Origin of the sequence: Rhodanobacter sp. Col0626 (assembly GCF_049994385.1) — a bacterium.
Classification (GTDB): Bacteria; Pseudomonadota; Gammaproteobacteria; order Xanthomonadales; family Rhodanobacteraceae; genus Rhodanobacter.
This window is the reverse complement of sequence record NZ_CP188260.1, coordinates 917,213-939,367: the sequence shown is the minus strand read 5'-3', so window position 1 is coordinate 939,367 and position 22,155 is coordinate 917,213. Positions and strand designations below refer to the sequence as shown.

Sequence of the window (22,155 nt, the reverse complement as noted above, 5' to 3'; positions counted from 1 at the left end):
ACGCCACTCCACTCGCTCCTGCCTCATGAACGCACGCCCCAAGAAAAGCTTCGGCCAGCACTTCCTGCACGATCGTCGCTACATCGACCGCATCGTCAGCGCCGTGGCGCCGCGCGACGACGATTTCGTGGTCGAGATCGGCCCTGGCGAAGGTGCGTTGACCCTGCCGTTGTTGAAGGTGGCCGGCAAGTTGTCCGCGATCGAGCTCGATACCGACCTGATCCCCGGCCTGCGAGCGCGCGCAACGAGCGTGGGCGAGCTGCACATCATCCAGGCTGACGTGCTCAAGGTGGACTTCACCGCGCTGGCGCACAGCCACGGCGTAGAGCGGCTGCGCATCGCCGGCAACCTGCCCTACTACATCTCCAGTCCCATCCTGTTCCATTGCGTCGAGCACGCGGCGGCCATCCAGGACATGCATTTCATGCTGCAAAAGGAAGTGGTCGACCGCATGGCTGCCGAACCGGGCAGCAAGGTATATGGACGGCTATCCGTGATGTTGCAGCTGGCCTGCCGGGTCGAACCACTGTTCAACGTGCCGGCGGAAGCCTTCCGTCCGCCGCCGAAGGTGGAGTCCGCGGTGGTGCGGCTGGTTCCGCTGGCGAAGCATGAATTGCACGATGCGAAGCCGGAACACGTGTACGCCGTGGTCAAGGCGGCGTTCGGGCAGCGGCGCAAAACGCTTTCCAATGCGCTCAAGCAACTGCTCGACAGTGACGCGATCCGCCGCGCCGATGTCGATCCCAGGGCCCGCGCCGAAACACTTGCGCCTGAGGATTTCGTGCGTCTTGCCAAGGTCTACGGCAGCCTCTGACGAAGAAGATGCCATCCGGGCGTGACCACGCCGCCCCATTCACGGCGGCAGGCCTTACAATCCGGACATGACTGAAAAATCTTCCTACACGATCGATGTGCAGGTCGAAACACGCTTCGTCCCCGATCAATCGAAGCCCGGTGACAATCGCTACGTTTTCGCCTACACCGTTACCCTGCGCAACGCCGGCGAGATGCCCGCACGCCTGCTCACCCGCCGCTGGATGATCACCGACGCCAACGGCAAGGTCGAAGAAGTGACCGGCGACGGCGTGGTCGGCGAGCAGCCGTGGATGCGTCCCGGCGACGACTTCGAGTACACCTCGGGCGCCGTGCTGGAAACGCCAGTGGGAACCATGGGCGGCAGCTACCAGATGCTGGCCGATGATGGCACGGAGTTCGAGGCCCCCATCCCGACCTTCACCCTCTCCATTCCGCGCACGCTGCACTGATGGCCCCGCGCTGACATGGCTACGTACGCGATCGGCGACGTGCAGGGCTGCTATCCCGAACTGCAACGCCTGCTCGACAAGCTGCGTTTCGACCCCGCGCAGGATCAACTGTGGTTCTGCGGCGACCTGGTCAACCGCGGTGGCCAGTCGCTGGAAACGCTGCGGCTGATCCACAGCCTGCGCGAGTGCAGCGTGGTCACCCTGGGCAACCATGACCTCAGCCTGCTGGCGATCGCCCAGCGTCGGCCGGACGCACAGGCACGGGTGAACCCGGAGCTGCGCGAGGTACTGTTTGCCGACGACGCGCCGGTGCTGTTTGAATGGATGCGCTCGCAGAAGCTGCTGCACCACGACGAGCGATTGAACTGGATGATGGTGCACGCGGGCCTGGCCCCGATGTGGACGCTGCGGCAGGCCCTGCGCGCAGCACAGGATGTCGAGCGCGAGCTGTCGAGCCAGCGTCACCCACGCCTGCTGCGCAACCTGTTCGGCAACCGTCCTGCGGTCTGGTCGAGTCGACTGCAGGGCCTGGATCGCCAGCGCGCCACGATCAACACGATGACCCGCATGCGCTATTGCGATGTCAACGGCCGCATCGACTTCGACGCCAAGGGTATTCCCGGCACCCAGAAACCGGGGTTGTACCCGTGGTTCTCCGTGCCCGGCATGCGTCGGCGCGATGTCCGCGTCGTCTGCGGTCACTGGTCCGCACTCGGTCGCTTCGCCGGACTTGGCGTGCACGCCATCGATACCGGCTGTGTCTGGGGTGGACAACTTACCGCGCTGCAGCTGGACGACGAAGAACCGCGGTACATCACGGTCAACGCCGAACCGCATCGCAAACGTCCACCCGGCGTCGAGGACTGAACCGCTGCCCATGAAAAACCCCGCCGAGGCGGGGTTTTTCATCACTATCCGGAATGATTCAGGCGAGCTGTCCGTGGCAATGCTTGTACTTCTTCCCGGAGCCGCACGGACACGGATCGTTACGGCCCACCTTGGGGCCATCGTGCTGTGCCGACTGCTGGGCCAGGCTCATGCCGGCACTGCCGACCGGGATTTCTGCGTCGCCACCGAATGCGCCGGCCGGCGGAGCGCCGCCGCCAGTGGCCAGCATCTGTTTCTGCAGACGTTCGGCCATGCGCTGCTGCTCGGCCTCCATCGCGGCGACTTCCTCTTCGCTGCGGATGCGGATCCGCGCCAGCATCTGCACCACTTCGGCCTTGATCCGTTCGAGCATCTCGGAAAAAAGCTTGAACGACTCGCGCTTGAATGCCTGTTTCGGATCCTGCTGCGCATAACCGACCAGGTAAATGCCCTGGCGCAGATAATCCATGTTCGCCAGGTGGTCCTTCCAGGCGTTGTCGACCACGGTCAGCATGATGTGCTTTTCCAGCTGGCGCATGGTTTCCGCTCCGATCTGCGCTTCCTTGGCCTGGAACAGCTCCTTCGCACCGTTGCGCACGTGATCGAGGATCATCTCGGCGTCGATCTCCTGCTGCTGCTCGATCCAGTGCTTCAGGTCGAGCGACAGGCCGAATTCGCTTTCCAGTTCGCGATCGAGACCGGCCAGGTCCCACTGGTCATCGATGCTTTCGGCCGGCACGTAATTGCGCACCATCGTCTGCACCACATCCTCGCGGATGTCGGCCACGGTGGCCGATACATCGTCGCCCTCGAGCAGTTCGTCGCGCTGGCGGTAGATCACCTTGCGCTGGTCGTTGGCAACGTCGTCGAATTCCAGCAGGTGCTTGCGGATGTCGAAGTTGTGCTGCTCGACCTTGCGCTGGGCCTTCTCGATCTGGCGGCTGATCATGCGATCTTCCAGCGCGTCGTCGTCCTTCATGCCGAAACGCTTCATCCATCGGACCAGGCCTTCGCCGCCGAAGATGCGCAGGAGGTTGTCTTCCAGCGACAGGTAGAAACGCGAGGAACCCGGATCGCCCTGACGGCCGGAACGGCCACGCAGCTGATTGTCGATGCGTCGCGATTCGTGCCGTTCGGTGCCGATGATGTGCAGGCCGCCGGCTTCGAGCACGCGCTCGTGCAGTTTCTTCCATTCCGCCTTGGCGCGCTGGCGGTCGATTTCATTGGCGTCCTCGGGCAACGCCGCCAACGCCACCTCCAGACTGCCGCCGAGCACGATGTCGGTGCCGCGACCGGCCATGTTGGTGGCGATGGTCACCTGCGCGGGGGCGCCGGCCTGCGCCACGATGTGCGCTTCGCGCTCGTGTTGCTTCGCGTTGAGCACTTCGTGCGGTACGCCGGCCTTCTTCAACAGACCGGACAACAGCTCGGACACTTCGATCGAGGTGGTGCCGACCAGCACCGGCTGGCCACGTTTGTGGCAATCCTTGATGTCTTCGATCACCGACCGGTACTTCGGATCCTGCGCGAGGAAGATCATGTCCGAGTTGTCCTTGCGGATCATCGGCTTGTGGGTGGGAATCACCACCACCTCCAGGCCGTAGATGCTCTGGAACTCGAACGCCTCGGTATCGGCCGTGCCGGTCATGCCAGCCAGCTTCTTGTACATGCGGAACAGGTTCTGGAACGTTACCGTGGCCAGAGTCTGGTTCTCGCGCTGGATCGGCACGCCTTCCTTCGCCTCGACCGCCTGGTGCAGGCCGTCGGACCAGCGTCGGCCGGCCAGCGTACGGCCGGTGAATTCGTCGACGATGATCACCTCGCCATCGCGCACGATGTAGTCGACATCGCGCTGATAGATACCGTTGGCGCGCAGCGCGGCATTGAGGTGATGAACCACCGCCAGATTCTTGGAGTCGTACAGGCCGCTGCCCTGGTCGATCACGCCCGCTTCGAGCAGCAACTCGTCGGCATGCTGCATGCCCTCTTCGGACAGATGCACCTGCTTCTGCTTCTCGTCGACCCAGTAATCGCCCGCACCATCCTCCACGGTCTGCCGGATCATCCGCGGCACGATCTTGTTCAGCGCCAGATACAGTTGCGGGGAGTCCTCGGCCGGGCCGGAAATGATCAGCGGTGTACGCGCCTCGTCGATCAGGATCGAATCGACCTCATCGACGATCGCGTAGTGCAGGCCGCGCTGATAACGCTGCTCCTTGCTCAGCGCCATGTTGTCGCGCAGGTAGTCGAAACCGAATTCGTTGTTGGTGCCGTAGGTGATGTCCGCGGCGTAGGCCGCGTGCTTGTCGGCGTGATCCATGCCCGGATACACCACACCCACGTTCAGGCCCAGGAAGTTGTACAGCTTGCCCATTTGCGCGGAATCGCGCCGGGCCAGGTAATCGTTGACGGTGACCACATGCACGCCCTTGCCGGCGAGCGCGTTCAGATAGACCGGCAATGTACCGACCAGGGTCTTGCCCTCGCCGGTGCGCATCTCGGCGATCTTGCCCTGATGCAGCACCATGCCGCCGACCATCTGCACGTCGTAATGACGCATGCCCAACGTGCGCTTGGCCGCCTCGCGCACCACCGCAAATGCTTCGGGCAGCAATTTGTCCAGCGATTCGCCGTCGGCAACACGCTGCTTGAACTCGTCGGTCTTGCCGCGCAACGCGTCGTCGCCCAACTTCTCTAATTCGGGCTCCAGCACGTTGATGCGGTTGACGCTTCTGGAAAGCTGGCGCAATACGCGCTCGTTGCGGCTACCAAACAGGCTCGTCAGGGCACGATTGAACATCGATCTTCCGGGTTGGGGAACAGAACGCCCGCAACAGGCGCGGGCCAATCGGGCATGTTACTACATGCCATCGGGACCCTGCCTGCGAAGGAGGGACCGTCGGGACACAGCAAGGCCGCCCCGCCATCCTGAATGGCGCCATCCAGGATCGGATTCAAGGGATCGGGCGAACAGGACTCGGCTATCGGTGGTTGCGTGCAAACGCCAGCGGATTGACCACGCGGCCGTCATACCAGACTTCAAAATGCACGTGCGATCCGGTCGAACGCCCGGTGGAACCGGCCTTGGCGATCACATCGCCGACCTGCACGTGCTGACCCGGATGCACTTCCAGTGCGCTGTTGTGCGCATAGCGGGTCATGTACCCATTGCCGTGGTCGATCTCGATCACGTTGCCATAGCCGCTGCGTACGCCGGCAAAGGTCACCATGCCTTCGGCCACGGCGTGCACGGCGGTGCCGAACGGGGTGGCAATGTCGATGCCGGTGTGCCGCGCCGAATGGCCATCGAACGGGTCCGGACGCACGCCGAAATAGGATGAAATGTAGCCCGGCACGGGCATCCCGGTCGGTTTCAGGTTCGATTCGATCTTCGCATCCAGCAGCAAGCTCTGCAGCGCTGATAGTTGTGCCTGCTGCAGGTCGAACTGGCTGGCCAATTGGTTGATGCTGCTGTCCAGCGTGGAAGGCAAAGCATAGGCGGCGCCACCCACATCCTCGACGCCGCCGACCGGCGGTTGCTGGTCGAAATTGAACTCGCCGGCATCAAGCTTGCCGACCTGCGCCAGCCGTTCACCCAGTGCGTTCAGGCGCGTCGACTGCGCCTGCAACTGGCCCAGTTTGACGGCCAGCGCATCGAGACCGCGCTGGGCATCCTGGCGCACGCCGCTCAGCTGCGTGTCCTGCTGCCTGATCTGCTGCTGCAAGCCGCGGATTTCCGTCAGGGCGCGATCACGCGGACTTGCCACCATCAGTGCCAGAACCACGCCGGCACTCATGCAACCCAGCACCGCCAGCGTCACCATCGAAAGCAACTTCCAGCGCACGCGCCGATTCGCCAGATCAAGGGTTTTCGGCAATTTCCTGGCACGTGATACGAGTATGATTTGCATGTCTTTCCAAAATCGAATTCCGGCACCATGCAACGCGCCGCCCCAGCCACTTCCCGCCGTATCGGCAACGGACCGAAGTCCCTCGTCGACTGCGGCTCCTTCGCGACGCTGGCCCGAAAGGCCGACGCGCTGGAAGCGCTGGATCGCGCATTGCGCCAGACGTTGCCATCGCCATTGCGCGAGCAGGTGAGATTCGCCAACCTGCGCAACAACCGCCTCGTCTTTTTGGCGTCTTCACCGGGCTGGGCGTCGCGTCTGCGTTTGATGCAGACGCCGATCCTTGCCGCCGCGGATGCCATCGGCATCTGCGCCAGTTCAGTCACCGTGAAAGTGGTCCCCCAACCGCCGGTCGCAACCATTCCGGATCGATCAAAACCGCTTTCGCCTGCTGCAGCCACCCATCTTCGGGCCGCTGCCGCGTCATTCACAGACCCCGAATGGCGGGTACTGTTCCTTGACTTGGCGTCCCTCGCCGAAACCTCTGATTCCCCCATTCCCGAAGCGGACTGATCGCGCCGACCGCTTCGCCTGTAACCGCTGCCATGCAGCGCCGGGGTTTTATAGCATGCACTGGGTTAAGAATTAACCGGTCATGTCATGTAGTCGTGAAGCACAGCCCGTTAAAAATGTGATGCTCATCACGAAAATGGCCCCGTCTCGCGACAGGGCCGTTCTTTTTGTGAACGTTGCGTGAGGCAGCAGGCGCGCTTAGATGGCCTGTGCCGGATGCGCGTAGGAGATCGGCGAAATGGCCGGATCGTCCTGATAGCTGACCTCTTCCCACGCCGAGGCATCGGCCATCAGCGTGCGCAGCAACTTGTTGTTGAGCTCATGACCGGATTTGTGCGCGTGATAGGCACCAATCAGACTGTGTCCGAGCAAGTACAGGTCACCGATCGCGTCGAGGATCTTGTGCTTCACGAACTCGTCCTCGTAGCGCAGGCCGTCTTCGTTCAGTACACGGTAGTCATCCAGCACCACGGCGTTGTCCATCGATCCGCCGAGCGCCAGGTTGTGTTCGCGCAGCATTTCAATGTCGCGCATGAAACCGAACGTACGGGCACGGCTGACTTCCTTCACGAAGGAGGTCGTGGAGAAATCGATTTCGGCACGCGAGGTGCGCTTGGAAATGATGGGGTGGTTGAAGTCGATCGAAAAACCGACCTTGAAACCTTCAAACGGCTCGAAACTGGCCCATTTGTCGTCTTCCTGCACCTTCACCGGCTTCTTGATGCGGATGAAGCGCTTGGCCACGTTCTGTTCTTCGATGCCCGCGGACTGCAGCAGGAATACGAAGGGGCCGGCGCTGCCGTCCATGATCGGGACTTCCGGCGCGGAAAGGTCGACGTAGGCATTGTCGATGCCCAGGCCGGCCATCGCCGAGAGCAGATGCTCGACCGTTGAAACACGAGCGTCACCGTTGACCAGCGTGGTCGACAGACGGGTATCGCCGACGTTGTCCTGGCGGGCACGGATATCTACCGGCGGATCGAGATCCGTGCGACGAAAGACGATGCCGGTATTGGGCGCCGCGGGACGCAGGGTCATGTAGACCTTGTCACCCGTATGCAGGCCGACACCGGTCGCCCGGATGATATTTTTAAGCGTACGCTGCTTGATCATTGTTGTTGGTACCTGTGGAGGCAGCAGCCAATCAGGGGCGAATGCTAACACAGTTTTAACCTGTGAAAAAGCAAACCGTACCGTACAGTCTGATTAAGCCTTCATGTTTCTTTCATTCTTGAAAGAGACAAGCCGTGTTGCTGGATTTCCCGCCAAAACCGCAAAACCGACACGATGCCCCGCGCCTGGGACGGGAATCCGGCGCGAGGCATCGGGCCAGCCGACATGGGCGTGGCCCGCGGCAGCTGGCCGTGCGTCATCCCGACGCACAGTCTTGTAACAAACGGCAAAACGATCACCTGGTCGTGGTCAACACCCCTTCCCTCGGGGTCCCCTCGCTGGCGGCTAGCCGCCAGAGTTGGGGCGATGGGAGAGTGACCGGCCCGACGGACGTTCGTTCAATACTTTCGCATCTCCTTAACGTTGTGCCATTCAGTCAGCCTGGCGGCGCAGGAACGCCGGAATGTCCAGATAGTCGAAGCCCGGCTCGGCCTTCGCCGGTGGGGCAGGTTCCGCACGGCTCTGGCTGGTCACCGAAACTTCCGGCTGGGCGTAGTCGACCACTTCATTGCCGGTACCCGTTCGCAGCACCACCGGACGCGGACGCATCTGCACCTGCTGGGTTTCGACCATGCGGATCGGCGGCTGTGCACGCGAGGCCATCGCGCGGTTGAGGCCGGTGGCGACCACGGTGACGCGCACGTCGTCCTTCATTTCCGGGTCGAGCGAGGTACCCATCACCACGGTGGCGTCTTCGCTGGCGAAATCGTGGATGATCCGGCCGATCTCGTCGAATTCGCGCATGGTCAGGTTCGGACCGGCGGTGACATTGACCAGGATGCCGCAGGCGCCGTTGAGGTTGACGTCTTCCAGCAACGGGTTCTTGATCGCCGCCTCGGCGGCCGCCTGGGCACGATCGTCGCCGCGGGCCGTGCCCGAGCCCATCATCGCCAGACCCATTTCCGACATCACGGTGCGCACATCGGCGAAGTCGACGTTGATCAGGCCCGGGGCGGTGATCAGGTCGGCAATACCCTGCACCGCACCTTGCAGCACGTCATTGGCTGCCTTGAACGCGTTCAGCAGGGTGACCTCGCGGCCGAGCACGCTGAGCAACTTCTCGTTCGGTACCGTAATCAATGAGTCGACGTGCTGCTGCAAATCCTCGATGCCCTTCAGAGCGACTTGCATGCGCCGACGGCCTTCGAACGGGAACGGCTTGGTCACCACCGCCACGGTCAGGATGCCCTTCTCCTTGGCCAACTGCGCCACCACCGGCGCAGCGCCGGTACCGGTGCCACCGCCCATGCCGGCAGTGATGAACACCATGTCGGCACCTTCGAGCATGGCCTCGATGCGTTCGCGGTCCTCGAGCGCCGCCTGCCGGCCCACCTCGGGATTGGCGCCGGCGCCGAGACCCTTGGTCACGTTGCCACCGAGCTGCAGGTGGGTCCGCGAACCGCAGCTGGTCATGGCCTGCGCGTCAGTATTGGCGACGATGAATTCGACGCCTTCGATATTGGCATTGAGCATGTGGGCCACGGCATTGCCGCCACCACCGCCCACGCCGATCACCTTGATGACTGCATTGGGTGCGAGTTTATCAATCAGTTCAAACATTTCCCGTCCTCCGTAGAGTTGTTGTCGTTGTAACCAGGGAACGCGACTCCTGTCGGTCCCGGGTGGTGGGCGAATCTCCTTCTGCCCGTGGCTGCGTTTCCTGCGCGGCCTTGAAAATCGTCATCAGAAATTCCGGGTGAGCCAACTGCGCAACTGGCTCACCACCCCGCCGACGCTGCCGCCGATCGGTCCGCCGACGCGCATGCCGCCAGCGCGTGCGCCGTGCAGCAGCAGGCCCACGCCGGTGGCGTGCAGCGGGCTGGACACCACTTCGCCGAGGCCATCGATCTGTTGCGGCACGCCGATGCGCACCATCTTGTGGAAGATCTCCTCGGCCAGCTCCAGCGCGCCTTCCATCTTGGAAGCGCCACCGGTCAGCACCACGCCGGCGGCGACCAGGCTTTCGTAGCCGGAGCGGCGCAACTGGTCCTGCACCATCTCGAAGATTTCCTCGTAGCGCGCCTGCACGCTCTGCGCCAGCGACTGGCGGGCGAGCCGGCGCGGCGGACGATCGCCGACGCTGGGCACCTGGATGGTTTCCTCGGCGTGCGCCAGGCCGGTCTGCGCGCAGGCGTACTTGATCTTGATCTCCTCCGCATGCGCAGTCGGCGTATGCACGCCGTAGGCGATGTCGCTGGTGACCTGGTCGCCGCCGACCGGCAGCGAGGCGGTGTAGCGAATCGAACCCTGGGTGTAGATCGCGATGTCGGTGGTGCCGGCGCCAATGTCGACCAGGCATACGCCCAGCTCGCGCTCGTCGTCGGTCAGCACGGCCTTCGCACTTGCCAGCGCCGATGGCACCAGCTCGTCCACGGTCAGGCCGCAGCGCTGGATGCACTTGCTGACGTTCTGCACCGCCGCCGCCGCGCCGGTGACCAGATGCACATTCGCCTCCAGCCGCACGCCGCTCATGCCGATCGGCGAGCGGATACCGTCCTGGCCGTCGATGCGGTACTCCTGCGACTCTTTGTAGAGCACCTTGCGGTCGGCCGGAATCGCCACGGCGCTGGCCGCTTCCAGTACCTGCTCCAGGTCGCTGGCAGTGACCTCACGATCGCGAATCGCCGCGTTGCCGTGCGAATTGCGTGTCTCCAGGTGGCTACCGGAAATCGAGGCGTAGACCGAACGGATGTCGCAGCCGGCCATCAGCTCGGCCTCTTCCACCGCACGCTGGATCGAGTGCACCGTCGATTCGATGTCGACCACCGAGCCGCGCTTCATGCCACGCGACACGTGGGTGCCGATGCCGATCACGGTGATCGGTTCGCCCGGCTCGTACTCGCCGACGATCGCCACCACTTTGGAGGTGCCGATATCCAGTCCGACTACGAGTTGCTTGTCGTTGCGCGGCTTCATAGGGAAATGCTCATGAGCGAGGCGAACCTCCATTGTTGGCGGCGGCCGCTTGCGGCCAGCGCACGGCAAATCCATTGGTATAGCGAAGGTCGGCGTAGGCGAACCCGTCGGTATGCCCGGCGATCAGTTGCGGATATACGTCGAGAAAACGATGCAGGCGGCGCCCGGCCTGATCGCGATCACCGATCACGACCTGCGCTCCGTTCGCGGTGGTGATGCTCCAGCTGCCACGTTCGGTCAGCGCGACACCGCTGATCTGCAGGTGGGTACCGGCGAACGCCTTGCGGGTCTCGGCATAGAAGCTCACCACTTCGGCGAGTCGCGCATCGGGGCCGCGCAGATCCGGCAGCGCACTCGTGTCGCCCATGCCCGGCGCGTCGAAAACCAGGCCCTGGCGGCTGATCAACTGTTTTTCGTTCCAGCGCGCGAACGGCTGCCGTTCGTAGATGCGCAGTTGCAGGGTGTCCGGCCAGCGCTTGCGCGCCTCGGCCGACTCGACCCATGGCAACGCCGCAACGGCCTTCTGCACGGCATCGAGATCCAGCGCGAAGAACCCCTTGCCCAGGCGCGGCTGTACCGCGGCGCGAATTTCGTCCGCACTGACGTGTTTGAACTCGGCCTGCACCGTCAACTGGGTCACCGGCCAGCGATCGGCCGCAAACCACCCGCGCAGCACGCCGACGATCGGCAGCGCGACCAGCGCGATGGCAAGACACCAGGCGACGAGGCGGATGGCTCCTTTCACATACCCTCCCGAAAACTGGTTTCGAGTACGCGCCAGCACAGTTCCTGATAGTCGATGCCGGCTGCGGCAGCCGCCTTCGGTACCAGCGAGTGTGAAGTCATGCCCGGCGCGGTGTTGGCTTCCAGCAACCAGTTGCGGCCGGCGCGATCGCGCATCACGTCGACGCGGCCCCAGCCGGCGCAGCCCAGTGCGTCGAACGCCTGCCATGCCAACGCGCGCAAGGCCGCTTCGTCGTCACCTGCAAGACCGGGACACAAGTAGAGCGTGTCCTCGGCGATGTACTTCGCGTTGTAGTCGTAGAACGCGCCCTTCGGCACGATGTGGATGGACGGCAGCACTTCACGGCCGAGCACGGCAACGGTCAGCTCGTCGCCCTCGATCAGGGTTTCCATCAACAGGTCGCCCGGGTATTTGGCAGCCAGCTCGACCGCCTGCTCCAGCTGCGATTCGTCGAAGACGCGGGTGACGCCCACGCTGGAGCCTTCGCAAGCGGGCTTCACGATCAACGGAAATCCGACCTGCTGCGCCGCGGCGTGCACATCGGCACCACGCGGCAATGCCACGAACCCGGGCGTCGGCAGGCTCAGCGATTGCCACACCCGCTTGGAACGGGTCTTGTCCATCGAAAGCGCCGAACCGAGCACCCCCGAACCGGTGTATGGCACGTTGAGCGATTCCAGCGCGCCCTGCAGCACGCCGTCTTCACCACCGCCGTGCTGTCCGTGCAGGATGTTGAACACGCGCGCGAAGTGCCCTGCGCGCAGGGCATCCAGCAACGCGGGAATGCCGTCGATCGCGTGCGCGTCGATACCGCGCGCCTGCAGCGCGGCCAGCACGTTGCGACCGGAGTCGAGCGACACCTCGCGCTCGGCCGAGCTGCCGCCCATCACGACCGCAACGCGGCCGAACTGGGCCGGATCCGTGATCTTGTTCCTACCGTCCTTCGCACTCACTTGCTGCTCCTCAAGTTGCCGGTTTGCGCCATGTCCACTGCCGCCGCACCGATGTCGCCAGCACCCAGCAGCAGCAGGAGATCGCCGTCACGCAGCAGCGTCGGCAGGGTTTCCCTGAACTCGCGCGGGTGCTCGATCAAGACCGGGTCGACCTTGCCGCGCGCACGTACGGCACGTGCCAGCGCGCGGCCGTCGGCGCCCGCAATCGGTGCTTCGCCCGCCGGGTAGACATCGGTCAGTACCAGCACGTCGGCCTCGGCCAGCACGTTGGCGAAATCATCCAGCAGGTCGCGCGTGCGGCTGTAGCGATGTGGCTGGAAGCCGACCACCAGCCGGCGGTCCGGCCAGCCACCACGGGCGGCGGCGAACACCGCCGCCAGTTCGCGCGGATGATGGCCGTAATCGTCGACCAGCAGCACGCTGCCCTGGTCCAGTGCGATCTCGCCGCGCCGATGGAAGCGCCGGCCGACGCCCTGGAAATTCTCCAGTGCGCGTGCCATCGCGTCCGCTTCGACGCCAAGCTGCCAGCCGATCGTGACCGCGGCCAGCGCGTTCAGCACGTTGTGCCGTCCCGGCAGGTTGAGCTTCACCGGCAGGGTCTCGGCGCGACCCGGCAGCAGCAGATCGAAATGCATCTCGAAGCCGTGCTGCGAAAGGTTCAGTGCACGCACATCGGCGTCGGCGGCGTCGATGCCGTAGGTCATCACCCGACGCGTGGTGGACTTCGCCAGCACGGCAACTTCGGGATCGTCCACGCACAGCACGGCCAGGCCATAGAACGGCAGCCGGTGCAGGAAGTCGTCGAACGCCTGCTTCACCTCGGCGAAGTCGCCGTGATAGTTCTCCAGGTGATCGGCATCGATGTTGGTGATCGCGGCGATCACGGGCGACAACAGCAGGAACGAACCGTCCGATTCGTCCGCCTCGGCAACCAGGTATTGACCGGTGCCAAGCCGCGCGTTGGCCCCGGCGGCGTTGAGCTGGCCGCCGATCACGAAAGTCGGGTCGTAGCCGGCCTCGGCCAGCACGCTGGCGGTGAGGCTCGTGGTGGTGGTCTTGCCGTGCGTGCCGGCGATGGCCACGCCGCGGCGGAAGCGCATCAGCTCGCCCAGCATCTCGGCGCGTGGGATCACCGGGACGCGCGCGGCGCGGGCGGCGGTCAGCTCCGGGTTGTCCTGCCTGATCGCGCTGGAGGTCACCACGACATCGGCGTCGCCGATGTGCTCGGCCGCATGGCCGACATGCACCGCGATGCCGAGTTGCTGCAGGCGCTGCGCGGTAGGCGAATTCGCGCGGTCCGAACCGGATACCGCGTAACCGAGGTTGTGCAGCACTTCGGCGATGCCGCTCATGCCGACGCCGCCGATGCCGATGAAGTGCACCCGACGAAAGGTGCTCATCAGGTCTTCGTGCGCGAGCAATCGACGCAGCGTCATGCGGCCACCTCGGGACAGGCGGCTTCGATACATGCGGCAGCGATGACTTTCGCCGCGTCGGGTTTGGCCAGCGTGCGCGCGGCTTCGGCCATCGCCAGCAAACGGGTCCGATCACCCAGCAGCGATTCCAGTCGCTGCGCCAGAATCTGTACGTCCAGCTCACTCTCCTGCATCAGTTCGGCGGCACCGGCCGCCATCAAGACTTCCGCGTTGCGCGTCTGGTGGTCGTCGACGGCATGCGGGAATGGCACCAGCACGGCACCGAGTCCGGCCGCGGCCAGTTCGGCCAGGGTCAGAGCACCGGCACGGCAGACGGCCAGATCGGCCCAGCCGTAGCTGCCGGCCATGTCCTCGATGAACGGCACGACCTGCGCCTCGACATCCGCTTTCGCATAGGCCGCGCGCGCTTCGTCCAGACCGCGATTGCCGCATTGGTGCAACACCTCGGGACGCTGGGCCGGCGTCAGCTGCGCCAGCGCCAGCGGCAAGGCCAGGTTCAGCGCACGAGCGCCTAGACTGCCGCCTAGCACCAGCAGCCGCGGCCTGCCGTCACGGCCGGCCAGACGGATGGTCGGCAACGGCAGCGCCGCGATCGCATCGCGCACGGGATTGCCGACCCATTCGGCCTGCGGGAGGGTATCGGCGAAACCGGCCAACACGCGCTTCGCCAGGACGGCCAGCTTGCGATTGGTGAAGCCCGCCACGCGATTCTGTTCATGCACCAGCAACGGCCGACGCAGCAGCCACGCAGCAAGACCGCCCGGACCAGCCACGTACCCACCCATCGACAGCACGCTGCGCGGCTTCACCTTACGCAGCACGGTCAGCGAAGAGAACAGCGCACGCAGCAACATCACGGGTGCCAGCAGACGCGTCTTCAGTCCCTTGCCGCGCAGTCCGCCAACCGCCACGGTGTGCAACGCGATCCGCTGCGCCGGCACCACCTTCGTCTCCATCCCGCCGACCGCGCCCAGCCATTCCACCGGCACGCCCTGCGAACGCAGGCATTCAGCCACGGCCAGCCCGGGGAAGATGTGGCCACCGGTACCGCCGGCCATGATCAGCACGGGTCCCTGAGCGCTCATGCGGCCACCGCCTCGCGAGGCTTGACCGCGACGTTGGCATCGGCCACCGCGGCGGCCGGCAGGCGCGTGGTCATCTTCCGCGCGTCCAGCGCGCGATTGATTTCGAATGTGGCACGCAGCAATACGCCGGCCATCGCACAGGTCAGCGCCATCGACGAACCGCCGTAGCTGATCAGGGGCAATGTCAGGCCCTTGGTCGGCAGCGCACCGAGATTCACGCCGATCGACACGATCGCCTGCATCGCCAGCATCAATGAAATGCCGAACGCGACATAGCCGGCAAAGCGCTGTCCGACTTCCACACCCTTCAAACCCAGATACAGGCCGCGCCCGACCGCCAGCGCAAACAGGCCGACCACCAGCACCACGCCGGCCAGGCCGAGTTCCTCGCCGATCACCGCGAAGATGAAGTCGGTATGTGCCTCCGGCAGATAGGACAACTTCAGTACGCTGGAACCCAGACCCACGCCATCCCACTCGCCACGGCCGATCGCCATCAGCGACTGGGTCAACTGGAAGCCGTCGTTGAACGGATCTTTCCACGGGTCCATGAACGAGGTCAGCCGCTTCATGCGGTAACTTTCGCCCGTCGCCGCCACATACAGCAGCGGCATCAGCGGCAGCCCCATCAGGAACAGGAAGATCGGTCGCGCACCGCCGAGCCAGACCATCGCAATGGTCACGGCGATCACCAGCGTGGCCGAGCCGAAGTCCGGCTGCGCCAGCAGCAGCAGCACGATGACCCCGGCCACCATCACCGGCTTGAACAGGCCCAGGAAACGCGTCTCGACGCTTTCGCGATGGCGTACCAGGTAGCTGGCGATGTAGACCACCAGAATCAGCTTCACCGCTTCCACTGGCTGGAAGGTGGTCACCAGCAGGTTCAACCAGCGCCGCGCGCCGTTGATGCGCATGCCGAAATGCGGCACGAATACCGCCAGCAACAACACGAACGCCAGCAGCATCAGGTGGAATGCATACTTCTCCAGCAGCTTGAGTTCGGTCCGCATGGCCACACCGGCGGCGGCCATGCCCAGGCCGAGGAACAGCAGGTGTTTCCTAAGGAAATAGAACGGGCCGATATGCTGGCTGTCGGCCACCGCGATCGAGCTGGAGGTCACCATCACCACGCCGACGCTGGCCAGGCCGATCAACGCGACCAGCAGCCACAGGTCGTAGCTGCCGCGCGGACCGTTGCGGCGTTTGGCCTGGTTGTTGTCTAGGCCGAACATCAACGCACCTTCAACGTTGCAAGACCAACCAGCACCAGCACCACGCTGATGATCCAGAAGCGCACGATCACCCGCGGCTCCGGCCAACCTTTCAGCTCGAAGTGGTGATGGATCGGCGCCATCCGGAACACACGCTTGCCGGTGAGCTTGAAGCTGGCGACCTGGATCATCACCGACGCGGTTTCCATCACGAACACGCCACCCATCACCAGCAACACAATTTCCTGGCGCACGATCACCGCGACGCAGCCCAGCGCCGCACCCATCGCCAGCGCACCGACGTCACCCATGAAGACCTGCGCCGGGTAGGTGTTGAACCACAGAAAACCCAGCCCGGCACCGGCCAGCGCACCGCAGAAGATCGACAGCTCGCCCGCCCCCGGAATCGACGGGATGCCGAGGTACTCGGAAAACACCTTGTTGCCGGCCAGGTACGCGAACACGCCCAGCGCGCCGGACACCAGCACCGTCGGCATGATCGCCAGGCCATCCAGACCGTCGGTGAGGTTCACCGCGTTGGAGAAGCCAACGATCATGAAATACGTCACCACCACGAAGAACAGACCCAGCGGCAACACCACCTGCTTGAACAGCGGCACGTACAGCGCGGTCTCCGCCACCGGCATGCCGGCAACCGTGGCTGCATGCGGTGCGCTGTAATAAAGGAACAGTGCCGCGCCAAGGCCGAACACCGATTGCCAGAAATACTTCCAGCGGCTGGCCAGCCCGCGGCTGTCCTTCAGCACCAGCTTGCGATAGTCGTCGTAAAAACCGATCGCGCCGAAACTCAGCAACACCGCCAGCACCACCCATACGTAACGATTGTGCAGGTCGGCCCACAGCAGCGTTGCCACACTGACCGACAGCAGGATCATCACCCCGCCCATGGTCGGCGTACCGGCCTTGACCAGGTGTGTCTGCGGACCGTCGCTGCGCACCACCTGACCGGCCTTCAACGCGGCCAGCCGGTTGATCAGCCACGGCCCGCACAGCAGCGACATCGCCAAGGCGGTAAGCGCGGCCATGATCGTGCGGAAGGTGATGTACTGGAACAAATGCAGCGCGGTGAAATGCCGTGCCATCCAGTCGGCCAGTTCAAGCAGCATCGGATGCACCCCCGTCGTCCTGTTTTTCATCACTCGGGCGTGCCCTCAGGGCCACCACCACTTCTTCCATGCCAGCCGAGCGCGATCCCTTGACCAGACAGGTGACGCCTGCATGCAATCGGGACTGCAACGCGGCGATCAACGCGTGTTTGTCGGCGAAGTGCTGGCCGCGTTCACCAAATGCCTCGACCGCGGCCGTACCCAACGGGCCGACCGCGAACAGCTGATCGACACCCCGCTCGCGGGCGCGCTCGCCGATGCCGGCATGCAGGGCGCGCGCATCGGCACCCAGCTCCGCCATGTCCCCGAGCACCAGCCAGCGTTCGCCATCGGCCAGCAGCAGCGTGTCGATCGCCGCCGCCATCGAACTGGGATTGGCGTTGTAGCTGTCGTCGATCAGGGTCCAGCCACCGGGCGTCACTTCGCGGTGCAGTCGACCGGCCACAGCGGAGACCTGCTCCAATCCAGCGACGATGGTAGCCAGCGGCACCTCCAGCGCCAGCGCAACCGCCGCTGCTGCGAGGGCGTTGCCGATGTTGTGGCGGCCAGGCAGCGGCAGGCGCACTGCGGCATTGCCCTGCGGCGTGTTCAGCACGAATCGCGAACCGTCCACACGCTGCTCGATGGTGTCGGCACCGATATCGGCCGGATGATCGAGGCCGAAGCGCAGCACCCTGCGCGTCCCGACAAGGCCGCCGAAGAAACTGGCGAAGGCATCGTCGACATTGATGATCGCCATGCCGTCCGCCGGCAACGCCTGATACAGCGCACCCTTGGTTTCGGCCACGCTTTCGATGCTGCCCATGCGCTCAAGATGCGCCGGCGCGATGAGTGTGACGAGGCCGATATCGGGCCGGGCGATGGCAGCCAGGTAGGCGATGTCACCCGGCTTGCCGGCGCCCATCTCGAACACCGCGTATTCCGTGTCGACCGGCATGGCCAACAGGCTCAGCGGCAGGCCTAGCTCGTTGTTGTAATTGCCGGCACTGACGTGGGTACGGCCATGCAGTGACAGGATCGAGGCGACCAGGGTCTTCACCGTGGTCTTGCCGTTCGAGCCGGTGATGCCGACCACGCGCATGTCGCGCTGCGCACGCACCGCGCTGGCCAGATCGCCCAGCGCCAACTCGGCGTCGTTTACCAGCACCTGCGGCAGATCGCTGTCGACCTTGCGCGTTACCAATGCGGCGACAGCGCCGCGTGCCGCGGCCTCGGCCAGATAGTCGTGACCGTCAGCCCGCTCACCCTTGATCGCGACGAACAAATCACCCGGTTTCAGCTTGCGCGTATCGATGGCCACACCGGTCACTTCGGCATCGCTGCCGAGCAGGCGGCCGTGGGTCCACACCGCGATAGTGCCGAGCCGCATCATGCGCGCGGCTCCCGGCTGATCCGTTCCAGCGCGGCATGCGCCACGGCCAGATCGTCGAACGGGCGCTTGCCAGCTGCGCCGTCCTGATAAGTTTCATGACCCTTGCCGGCGATCAGCACGACGTCACCCGTCCGTGCCAGCTGCAACGCATCCTGGATGGCGGTGGCTCGATCCCGCTCCACGGCCATCGCGCGCGCCGCCGTCATGCCGGCAACGATCTGCGCCACGATCGCGTCGCCGTCTTCGCCGCGTGGATTGTCGTCGGTGACGATAGCCACGTCGGCCAGTTGCGCCGCGATCGCGCCCATCAGCGGGCGCTTGCCGGCATCGCGTTCGCCGCCACAACCGAACACGCAGATCAGCTGTCCCGCGCAATGGGCGCGCAGCGCGGTCAACGCCTGTTCCAGCGCGTCGGGCGTGTGCGCGTAGTCGACCACCACCAGCGGCTGGCCGAGCAAACCACCGAGCCGGCTCATGCGTCCGTTGACCGGCCGCAACTGCCCGATCGCCGCGACAATGCGCTCGAACGATTCACCCAAGGCACCGAGGCAACCGACCACGGCAAGCAGGTTTGCCACGTTGAAGCGGCCCAGCAAGTGGCTGCTGATGGCCCGCGCGCCCCATGGCGTACGCAACTGGAACGTCAAGCCTTCGGCCGACGTGACGATATCGCCAGCGGCGATCTGCGCTTCGCTTGCATCGGCCATGCTGAAACGCAGCGGCATCACGCCGGCCGGCAACTGCTCCGCCAGCTCGCGGCCGAACGCATCGTCGATATTGATGACGGCAGCGCGCAAGCCCGGCCACGCGAACAGCTTCGCCTTGGCCGCGCCGTACGCTTCCATGCTGCCGTGATAATCCAGGTGATCACGGGTGAGGTTGGTGAACGCGGCCACCTCGAAGTCCACGGCGCCTACGCGACCTTGCTCCAGCGCGTGCGACGACACTTCCATCGCCACATGGCTGACCGCGTCATCGCGAAAGTCCGCCAGCCGCGCCTGCACGCTGATCGCATCGGGCGTGGTGCGCTCGCCGTCACGCAGCTGGCCGTGCACGCCGGAACCGAGCGTGCCGATCGACGCGGCGCGATGGCCGAGCAGGGTCAACGCCTGCGCCAGCAACTGCACGCAGGACGTCTTGCCGTTGGTGCCCGTGACGCCGACCATCCGCATCGACTCGCTGGGGCGATCATGAAAACGCGACGCGATCTCGCCGACCTGCGCGTGCAGATCGTCGATCCACAGCAGCGGCACGTCCAGCGGGTCCACATCGTCGACCGCCGGCGCTTCCGCCAGCACTATCCGCGCGCCACGCTGCACCGCGCTGGCGGCAAATTCGATACCGTGTCCCTGGGTGCCGCGCAGGGCGAAGAATGCATCCCCGCGCCGCACCTGGCGCGAGTCCAGCGTCATTCCGGATACCACGATGCGGCCGGCACCCGCCGTCGCGGCAACCTGCGCGTCGGCGATGCCCAGCAGCAACTGGTCGAGATGGCCGGTGCTCATGGGGTCACATCCTCAGGCGCTTCCTCGATGTTCACTGCCACTGGCGGCTTGCTGCCGGTCAGGCCGTCCGGTGACTGCAATGGACCACCGACATACCAGCGCCCGATATTGTCGGGCGGGATATCGAGCAGGCGCAACGCACCAGCCATGACCTTGGCGAAGATCGGACCCGATACCAGGCCGCCGTAATAACTGCCCTTGCGGGGGTTATCGACAACCACCGCCGCCACCAGCCGCGGATTGGTCGCCGGCACCATGCCGGCGAACGCCGCACCGTAGTTGTTCTTCGAATAGCCGCCTGCGGTCGCCTTGTGCGCGGTTCCGGTCTTGCCGGCCACCGTGTAGTTGGCGATCCACGCATAAGGTGCCGCGGTACCGCCCGGCTGGGTGGTGGTTTCCAGCATGCCGACCAGCTCGCGCGCGATCTGCGGGTCGATGATCGTCTTGGCGTCGTTATCGCCACCTTTGATGAAGGTCGGCGAATGCATGACACCGCCATCGGCAATCGTCGCGTAAGCATTGGCCAACTGCAGCACGGTCACGTTGAGGCCGTAGCCGTATCCCAGGATGGCCTTTTCCAGCGGACGCCACTTGACCCCGACTTGCAGATAGCCGGCAGCCTCACCGGGAAACCCGCTATTGGTGCTGTTGCCGAAGCCAAACGCGCGATAGGTGTCGTACATCAAGCTGGTGTCGAGCTGCATGGCGATATGGGCAGCACCGACATTGCTCGACTTGGTGATCACGCCGGTCGGGGTCAGCAGCCCCCAGTTATGCGTGTCGTGGATGTCGTGGCCCTGGAAAAACCAGTGACCACCGGTGGTGTCGATGATCGGACTGGTCGGTGTGTACTTGCCACTGGACAGCGCTGCCGCCAACAGGATCGGCTTGACCGTCGAACCCGGCTCGAACACGTCGGTCATCGAACGGTTGCGCCGCTGCTCGGGTTTGCTGCCGTTGACCGCGTTCGGGTTGTAGGTGGGCAGGTTGACCATGGCCAGCACTTCGCCGGTCTTCACGTCGAGTATCACCATCGAGCCGGAATCAGCCTGGGACTTCTCGAGCGTGTTCTTCAGTTCGCTATAGGCCAGGAACTGGATGCGCCGATCGATGCTGAGCGTGAGGTTCTGCCCCGGTTTGGGCGCACGCACCTGTTCGACATCCTCCACCACGTGACCCATGCGATCGCGGATCACCCGCTTCGCGCCTGGTTTGCCGGCCAGCCAGTCGTCGTAGGCCAATTCAAGGCCTTCCTGGCCACGGTCGTCGATGTTGGTGAAACCGAGCACATGCGCAGTCACGTCGCCAGACGGGTAATAACGCTTGAACTCGCGCTGGCCGTTGATGCCGGGGATGTCCAGATCCAGTACCGCCTGTGCCGCGGCTGGTGCCATCTGCCTGCGCAGGTAGACGAACTCGCGGTCGGCGCGCTGCACCAGCTGCGCTTTCAGACCGTCTGCATCCACACCCAGCGCCTGCGCCAGCTGCGGAATGCGCTCGTCGTTGTCCAGTACCACGGATGGGTTGGCCCAGATCGACATCATCGGGGTCGACACCGCCAGCGGCTCGCCGTTGCGGTCGAAGATGGTGCCTCGCGATACCGGTATTGGCACTTCGCGCAGGAAACGTGCATCGCCCTGGCGCTGGTAGAACTGCTTGCGCACGACCTGCAGGTCGAACGCACGTGCGACCAACCCGATCGACACCAGCCCCAGCAACCCAACCACCACGACCATGCGCTTGCGCGCGCTGGGTCCGGCCGCATGTCGGCGGCCTTGCCGGGCGGCGGGCTTGGCGTGATTGCGCCAGCTCATCAGCGCAGCAACCGGATGTCTTGCGGGCGCGGATCGACCATGCCCAGCTTCTGCCGGGCCTCGTCGTCGATGCGCCGCGGTTCGGCATAGGTGGCCTGCTCCAGTTCGAGCTTGCCGTATTCGATGTTCAGCTCGTCACGCTGGTTTTGCAGCGCGGTCAGGTTGACGAACAGCACCCGGCTTTCATGGCGCGTCCATACCACGCCCAACGCGCTGGTCAGCACCGCCGCCAGCAGCATCAGCAGAAACAGGGCGCCGATGACCT

General features: G+C 64.6%; 19 protein-coding genes. 4 read left to right on the top strand and 15 right to left on the bottom strand.

From position 1 onward, the window contains the following. The first annotated feature begins 25 nt into the window (after positions 1-25). From rsmA to ACPPVV_RS03875, 3 genes are all read left to right on the top strand, one after another. Positions 26-814, top strand: a complete 789-nt coding sequence (gene rsmA / locus ACPPVV_RS03885; protein WP_426702163.1) for a 16S rRNA (adenine(1518)-N(6)/adenine(1519)-N(6))-dimethyltransferase RsmA — start codon at positions 26-28, stop codon at positions 812-814. Positions 815-881: 67 nt separating this feature from the next. Next, positions 882-1,265 (top strand): Co2+/Mg2+ efflux protein ApaG, encoded by a 384-nt coding sequence (gene apaG / locus ACPPVV_RS03880; protein WP_426702162.1) that lies wholly within the window; start codon positions 882-884, stop codon positions 1,263-1,265. A gap of 15 nt (positions 1,266-1,280) precedes the next feature. Beyond that, on the top strand, positions 1,281-2,132 hold the full coding sequence (locus ACPPVV_RS03875) for a symmetrical bis(5'-nucleosyl)-tetraphosphatase (protein ID WP_426702161.1): 852 nt from the start codon (positions 1,281-1,283) through the stop codon (positions 2,130-2,132). A 58-nt stretch (positions 2,133-2,190) separates the two neighbouring features. Here the strand turns inward: ACPPVV_RS03875 and secA are convergent, their stop codons facing one another. Further along, positions 2,191-4,932, bottom strand: a complete 2,742-nt coding sequence (gene secA, locus ACPPVV_RS03870; protein WP_426702160.1) for a preprotein translocase subunit SecA — start codon at positions 4,930-4,932, stop codon at positions 2,191-2,193. 181 nt (positions 4,933-5,113) lie between these two features. Beyond that, positions 5,114-6,043: a M23 family metallopeptidase gene (locus tag ACPPVV_RS03865; RefSeq protein WP_426702159.1), complete on the bottom strand. Its 930-nt coding sequence runs from the start codon at positions 6,041-6,043 to the stop codon at positions 5,114-5,116. A 27-nt stretch (positions 6,044-6,070) separates the two neighbouring features. Between ACPPVV_RS03865 and ACPPVV_RS03860 the strand changes: the two genes are divergently transcribed. Continuing rightward, a complete protein-coding gene (locus ACPPVV_RS03860) occupies positions 6,071-6,553 on the top strand; it encodes a DciA family protein (RefSeq protein ID WP_426703158.1) in 483 nt (160 codons plus the stop codon). A gap of 198 nt (positions 6,554-6,751) precedes the next feature. On the opposite strand, the gene lpxC is transcribed toward ACPPVV_RS03860, so the two are convergent. The 13 genes from lpxC to ftsL form a co-directional block, all read right to left on the bottom strand. Beyond that, on the bottom strand, positions 6,752-7,666 hold the full coding sequence (gene lpxC / locus ACPPVV_RS03855; protein ID WP_426702158.1) for a UDP-3-O-acyl-N-acetylglucosamine deacetylase: 915 nt from the start codon (positions 7,664-7,666) through the stop codon (positions 6,752-6,754). A 432-nt stretch (positions 7,667-8,098) separates the two neighbouring features. Continuing rightward, positions 8,099-9,286 (bottom strand): cell division protein FtsZ, encoded by a 1,188-nt coding sequence (gene ftsZ / locus ACPPVV_RS03850; RefSeq protein ID WP_426702157.1) that lies wholly within the window; start codon positions 9,284-9,286, stop codon positions 8,099-8,101. A 123-nt stretch (positions 9,287-9,409) separates the two neighbouring features. Continuing rightward, positions 9,410-10,642, bottom strand: a complete 1,233-nt coding sequence (gene ftsA, locus ACPPVV_RS03845; protein ID WP_426702156.1) for a cell division protein FtsA — start codon at positions 10,640-10,642, stop codon at positions 9,410-9,412. 10 nt (positions 10,643-10,652) lie between these two features. Continuing rightward, positions 10,653-11,387, bottom strand: a complete 735-nt coding sequence (locus ACPPVV_RS03840; protein WP_426702155.1) for a cell division protein FtsQ/DivIB — start codon at positions 11,385-11,387, stop codon at positions 10,653-10,655. Further along, the gene (locus ACPPVV_RS03835; protein ID WP_426702154.1) at positions 11,384-12,340 is read right to left on the bottom strand and encodes a D-alanine--D-alanine ligase; all 957 of its coding nucleotides are present in this window, start codon (positions 12,338-12,340) and stop codon (positions 11,384-11,386) included. The genes ACPPVV_RS03840 and ACPPVV_RS03835 overlap by 4 nt, the downstream gene beginning before the upstream one ends. Then, on the bottom strand, positions 12,337-13,776 hold the full coding sequence (murC, locus tag ACPPVV_RS03830; RefSeq protein WP_426702153.1) for a UDP-N-acetylmuramate--L-alanine ligase: 1,440 nt from the start codon (positions 13,774-13,776) through the stop codon (positions 12,337-12,339). The genes ACPPVV_RS03835 and murC overlap by 4 nt, the downstream gene beginning before the upstream one ends. Further along, entirely contained in the window at positions 13,773-14,861 is a 1,089-nt protein-coding gene (gene murG / locus ACPPVV_RS03825) for an undecaprenyldiphospho-muramoylpentapeptide beta-N-acetylglucosaminyltransferase (RefSeq protein ID WP_426702152.1), read from the bottom strand. Before murG ends, murC begins: the two co-directional genes overlap by 4 nt. After that, positions 14,858-16,093, bottom strand: coding sequence for a putative lipid II flippase FtsW (gene ftsW, locus ACPPVV_RS03820; protein WP_426702151.1), 1,236 nt, complete (start codon positions 16,091-16,093; stop codon positions 14,858-14,860). Before ftsW ends, murG begins: the two co-directional genes overlap by 4 nt. Continuing rightward, positions 16,093-17,199, bottom strand: coding sequence for a phospho-N-acetylmuramoyl-pentapeptide-transferase (mraY, locus tag ACPPVV_RS03815; RefSeq protein WP_426702150.1), 1,107 nt, complete (start codon positions 17,197-17,199; stop codon positions 16,093-16,095). Before mraY ends, ftsW begins: the two co-directional genes overlap by 1 nt. Further along, positions 17,189-18,571: a UDP-N-acetylmuramoyl-tripeptide--D-alanyl-D-alanine ligase gene (locus ACPPVV_RS03810; RefSeq protein ID WP_426702149.1), complete on the bottom strand. Its 1,383-nt coding sequence runs from the start codon at positions 18,569-18,571 to the stop codon at positions 17,189-17,191. Before ACPPVV_RS03810 ends, mraY begins: the two co-directional genes overlap by 11 nt. Next, complete coding sequence (locus ACPPVV_RS03805) at positions 18,568-20,076, bottom strand: UDP-N-acetylmuramoyl-L-alanyl-D-glutamate--2,6-diaminopimelate ligase (RefSeq protein WP_426702148.1); 1,509 nt, start codon at positions 20,074-20,076, stop codon at positions 18,568-18,570. Before ACPPVV_RS03805 ends, ACPPVV_RS03810 begins: the two co-directional genes overlap by 4 nt. Beyond that, positions 20,073-21,890, bottom strand: coding sequence for a peptidoglycan D,D-transpeptidase FtsI family protein (locus ACPPVV_RS03800; protein ID WP_426702147.1), 1,818 nt, complete (start codon positions 21,888-21,890; stop codon positions 20,073-20,075). The genes ACPPVV_RS03805 and ACPPVV_RS03800 overlap by 4 nt, the downstream gene beginning before the upstream one ends. Next, a complete protein-coding gene (gene ftsL / locus ACPPVV_RS03795; protein WP_426703157.1) occupies positions 21,890-22,150 on the bottom strand; it encodes a cell division protein FtsL in 261 nt (86 codons plus the stop codon). Before ftsL ends, ACPPVV_RS03800 begins: the two co-directional genes overlap by 1 nt. Positions 22,151-22,155 lie beyond the last annotated feature (5 nt).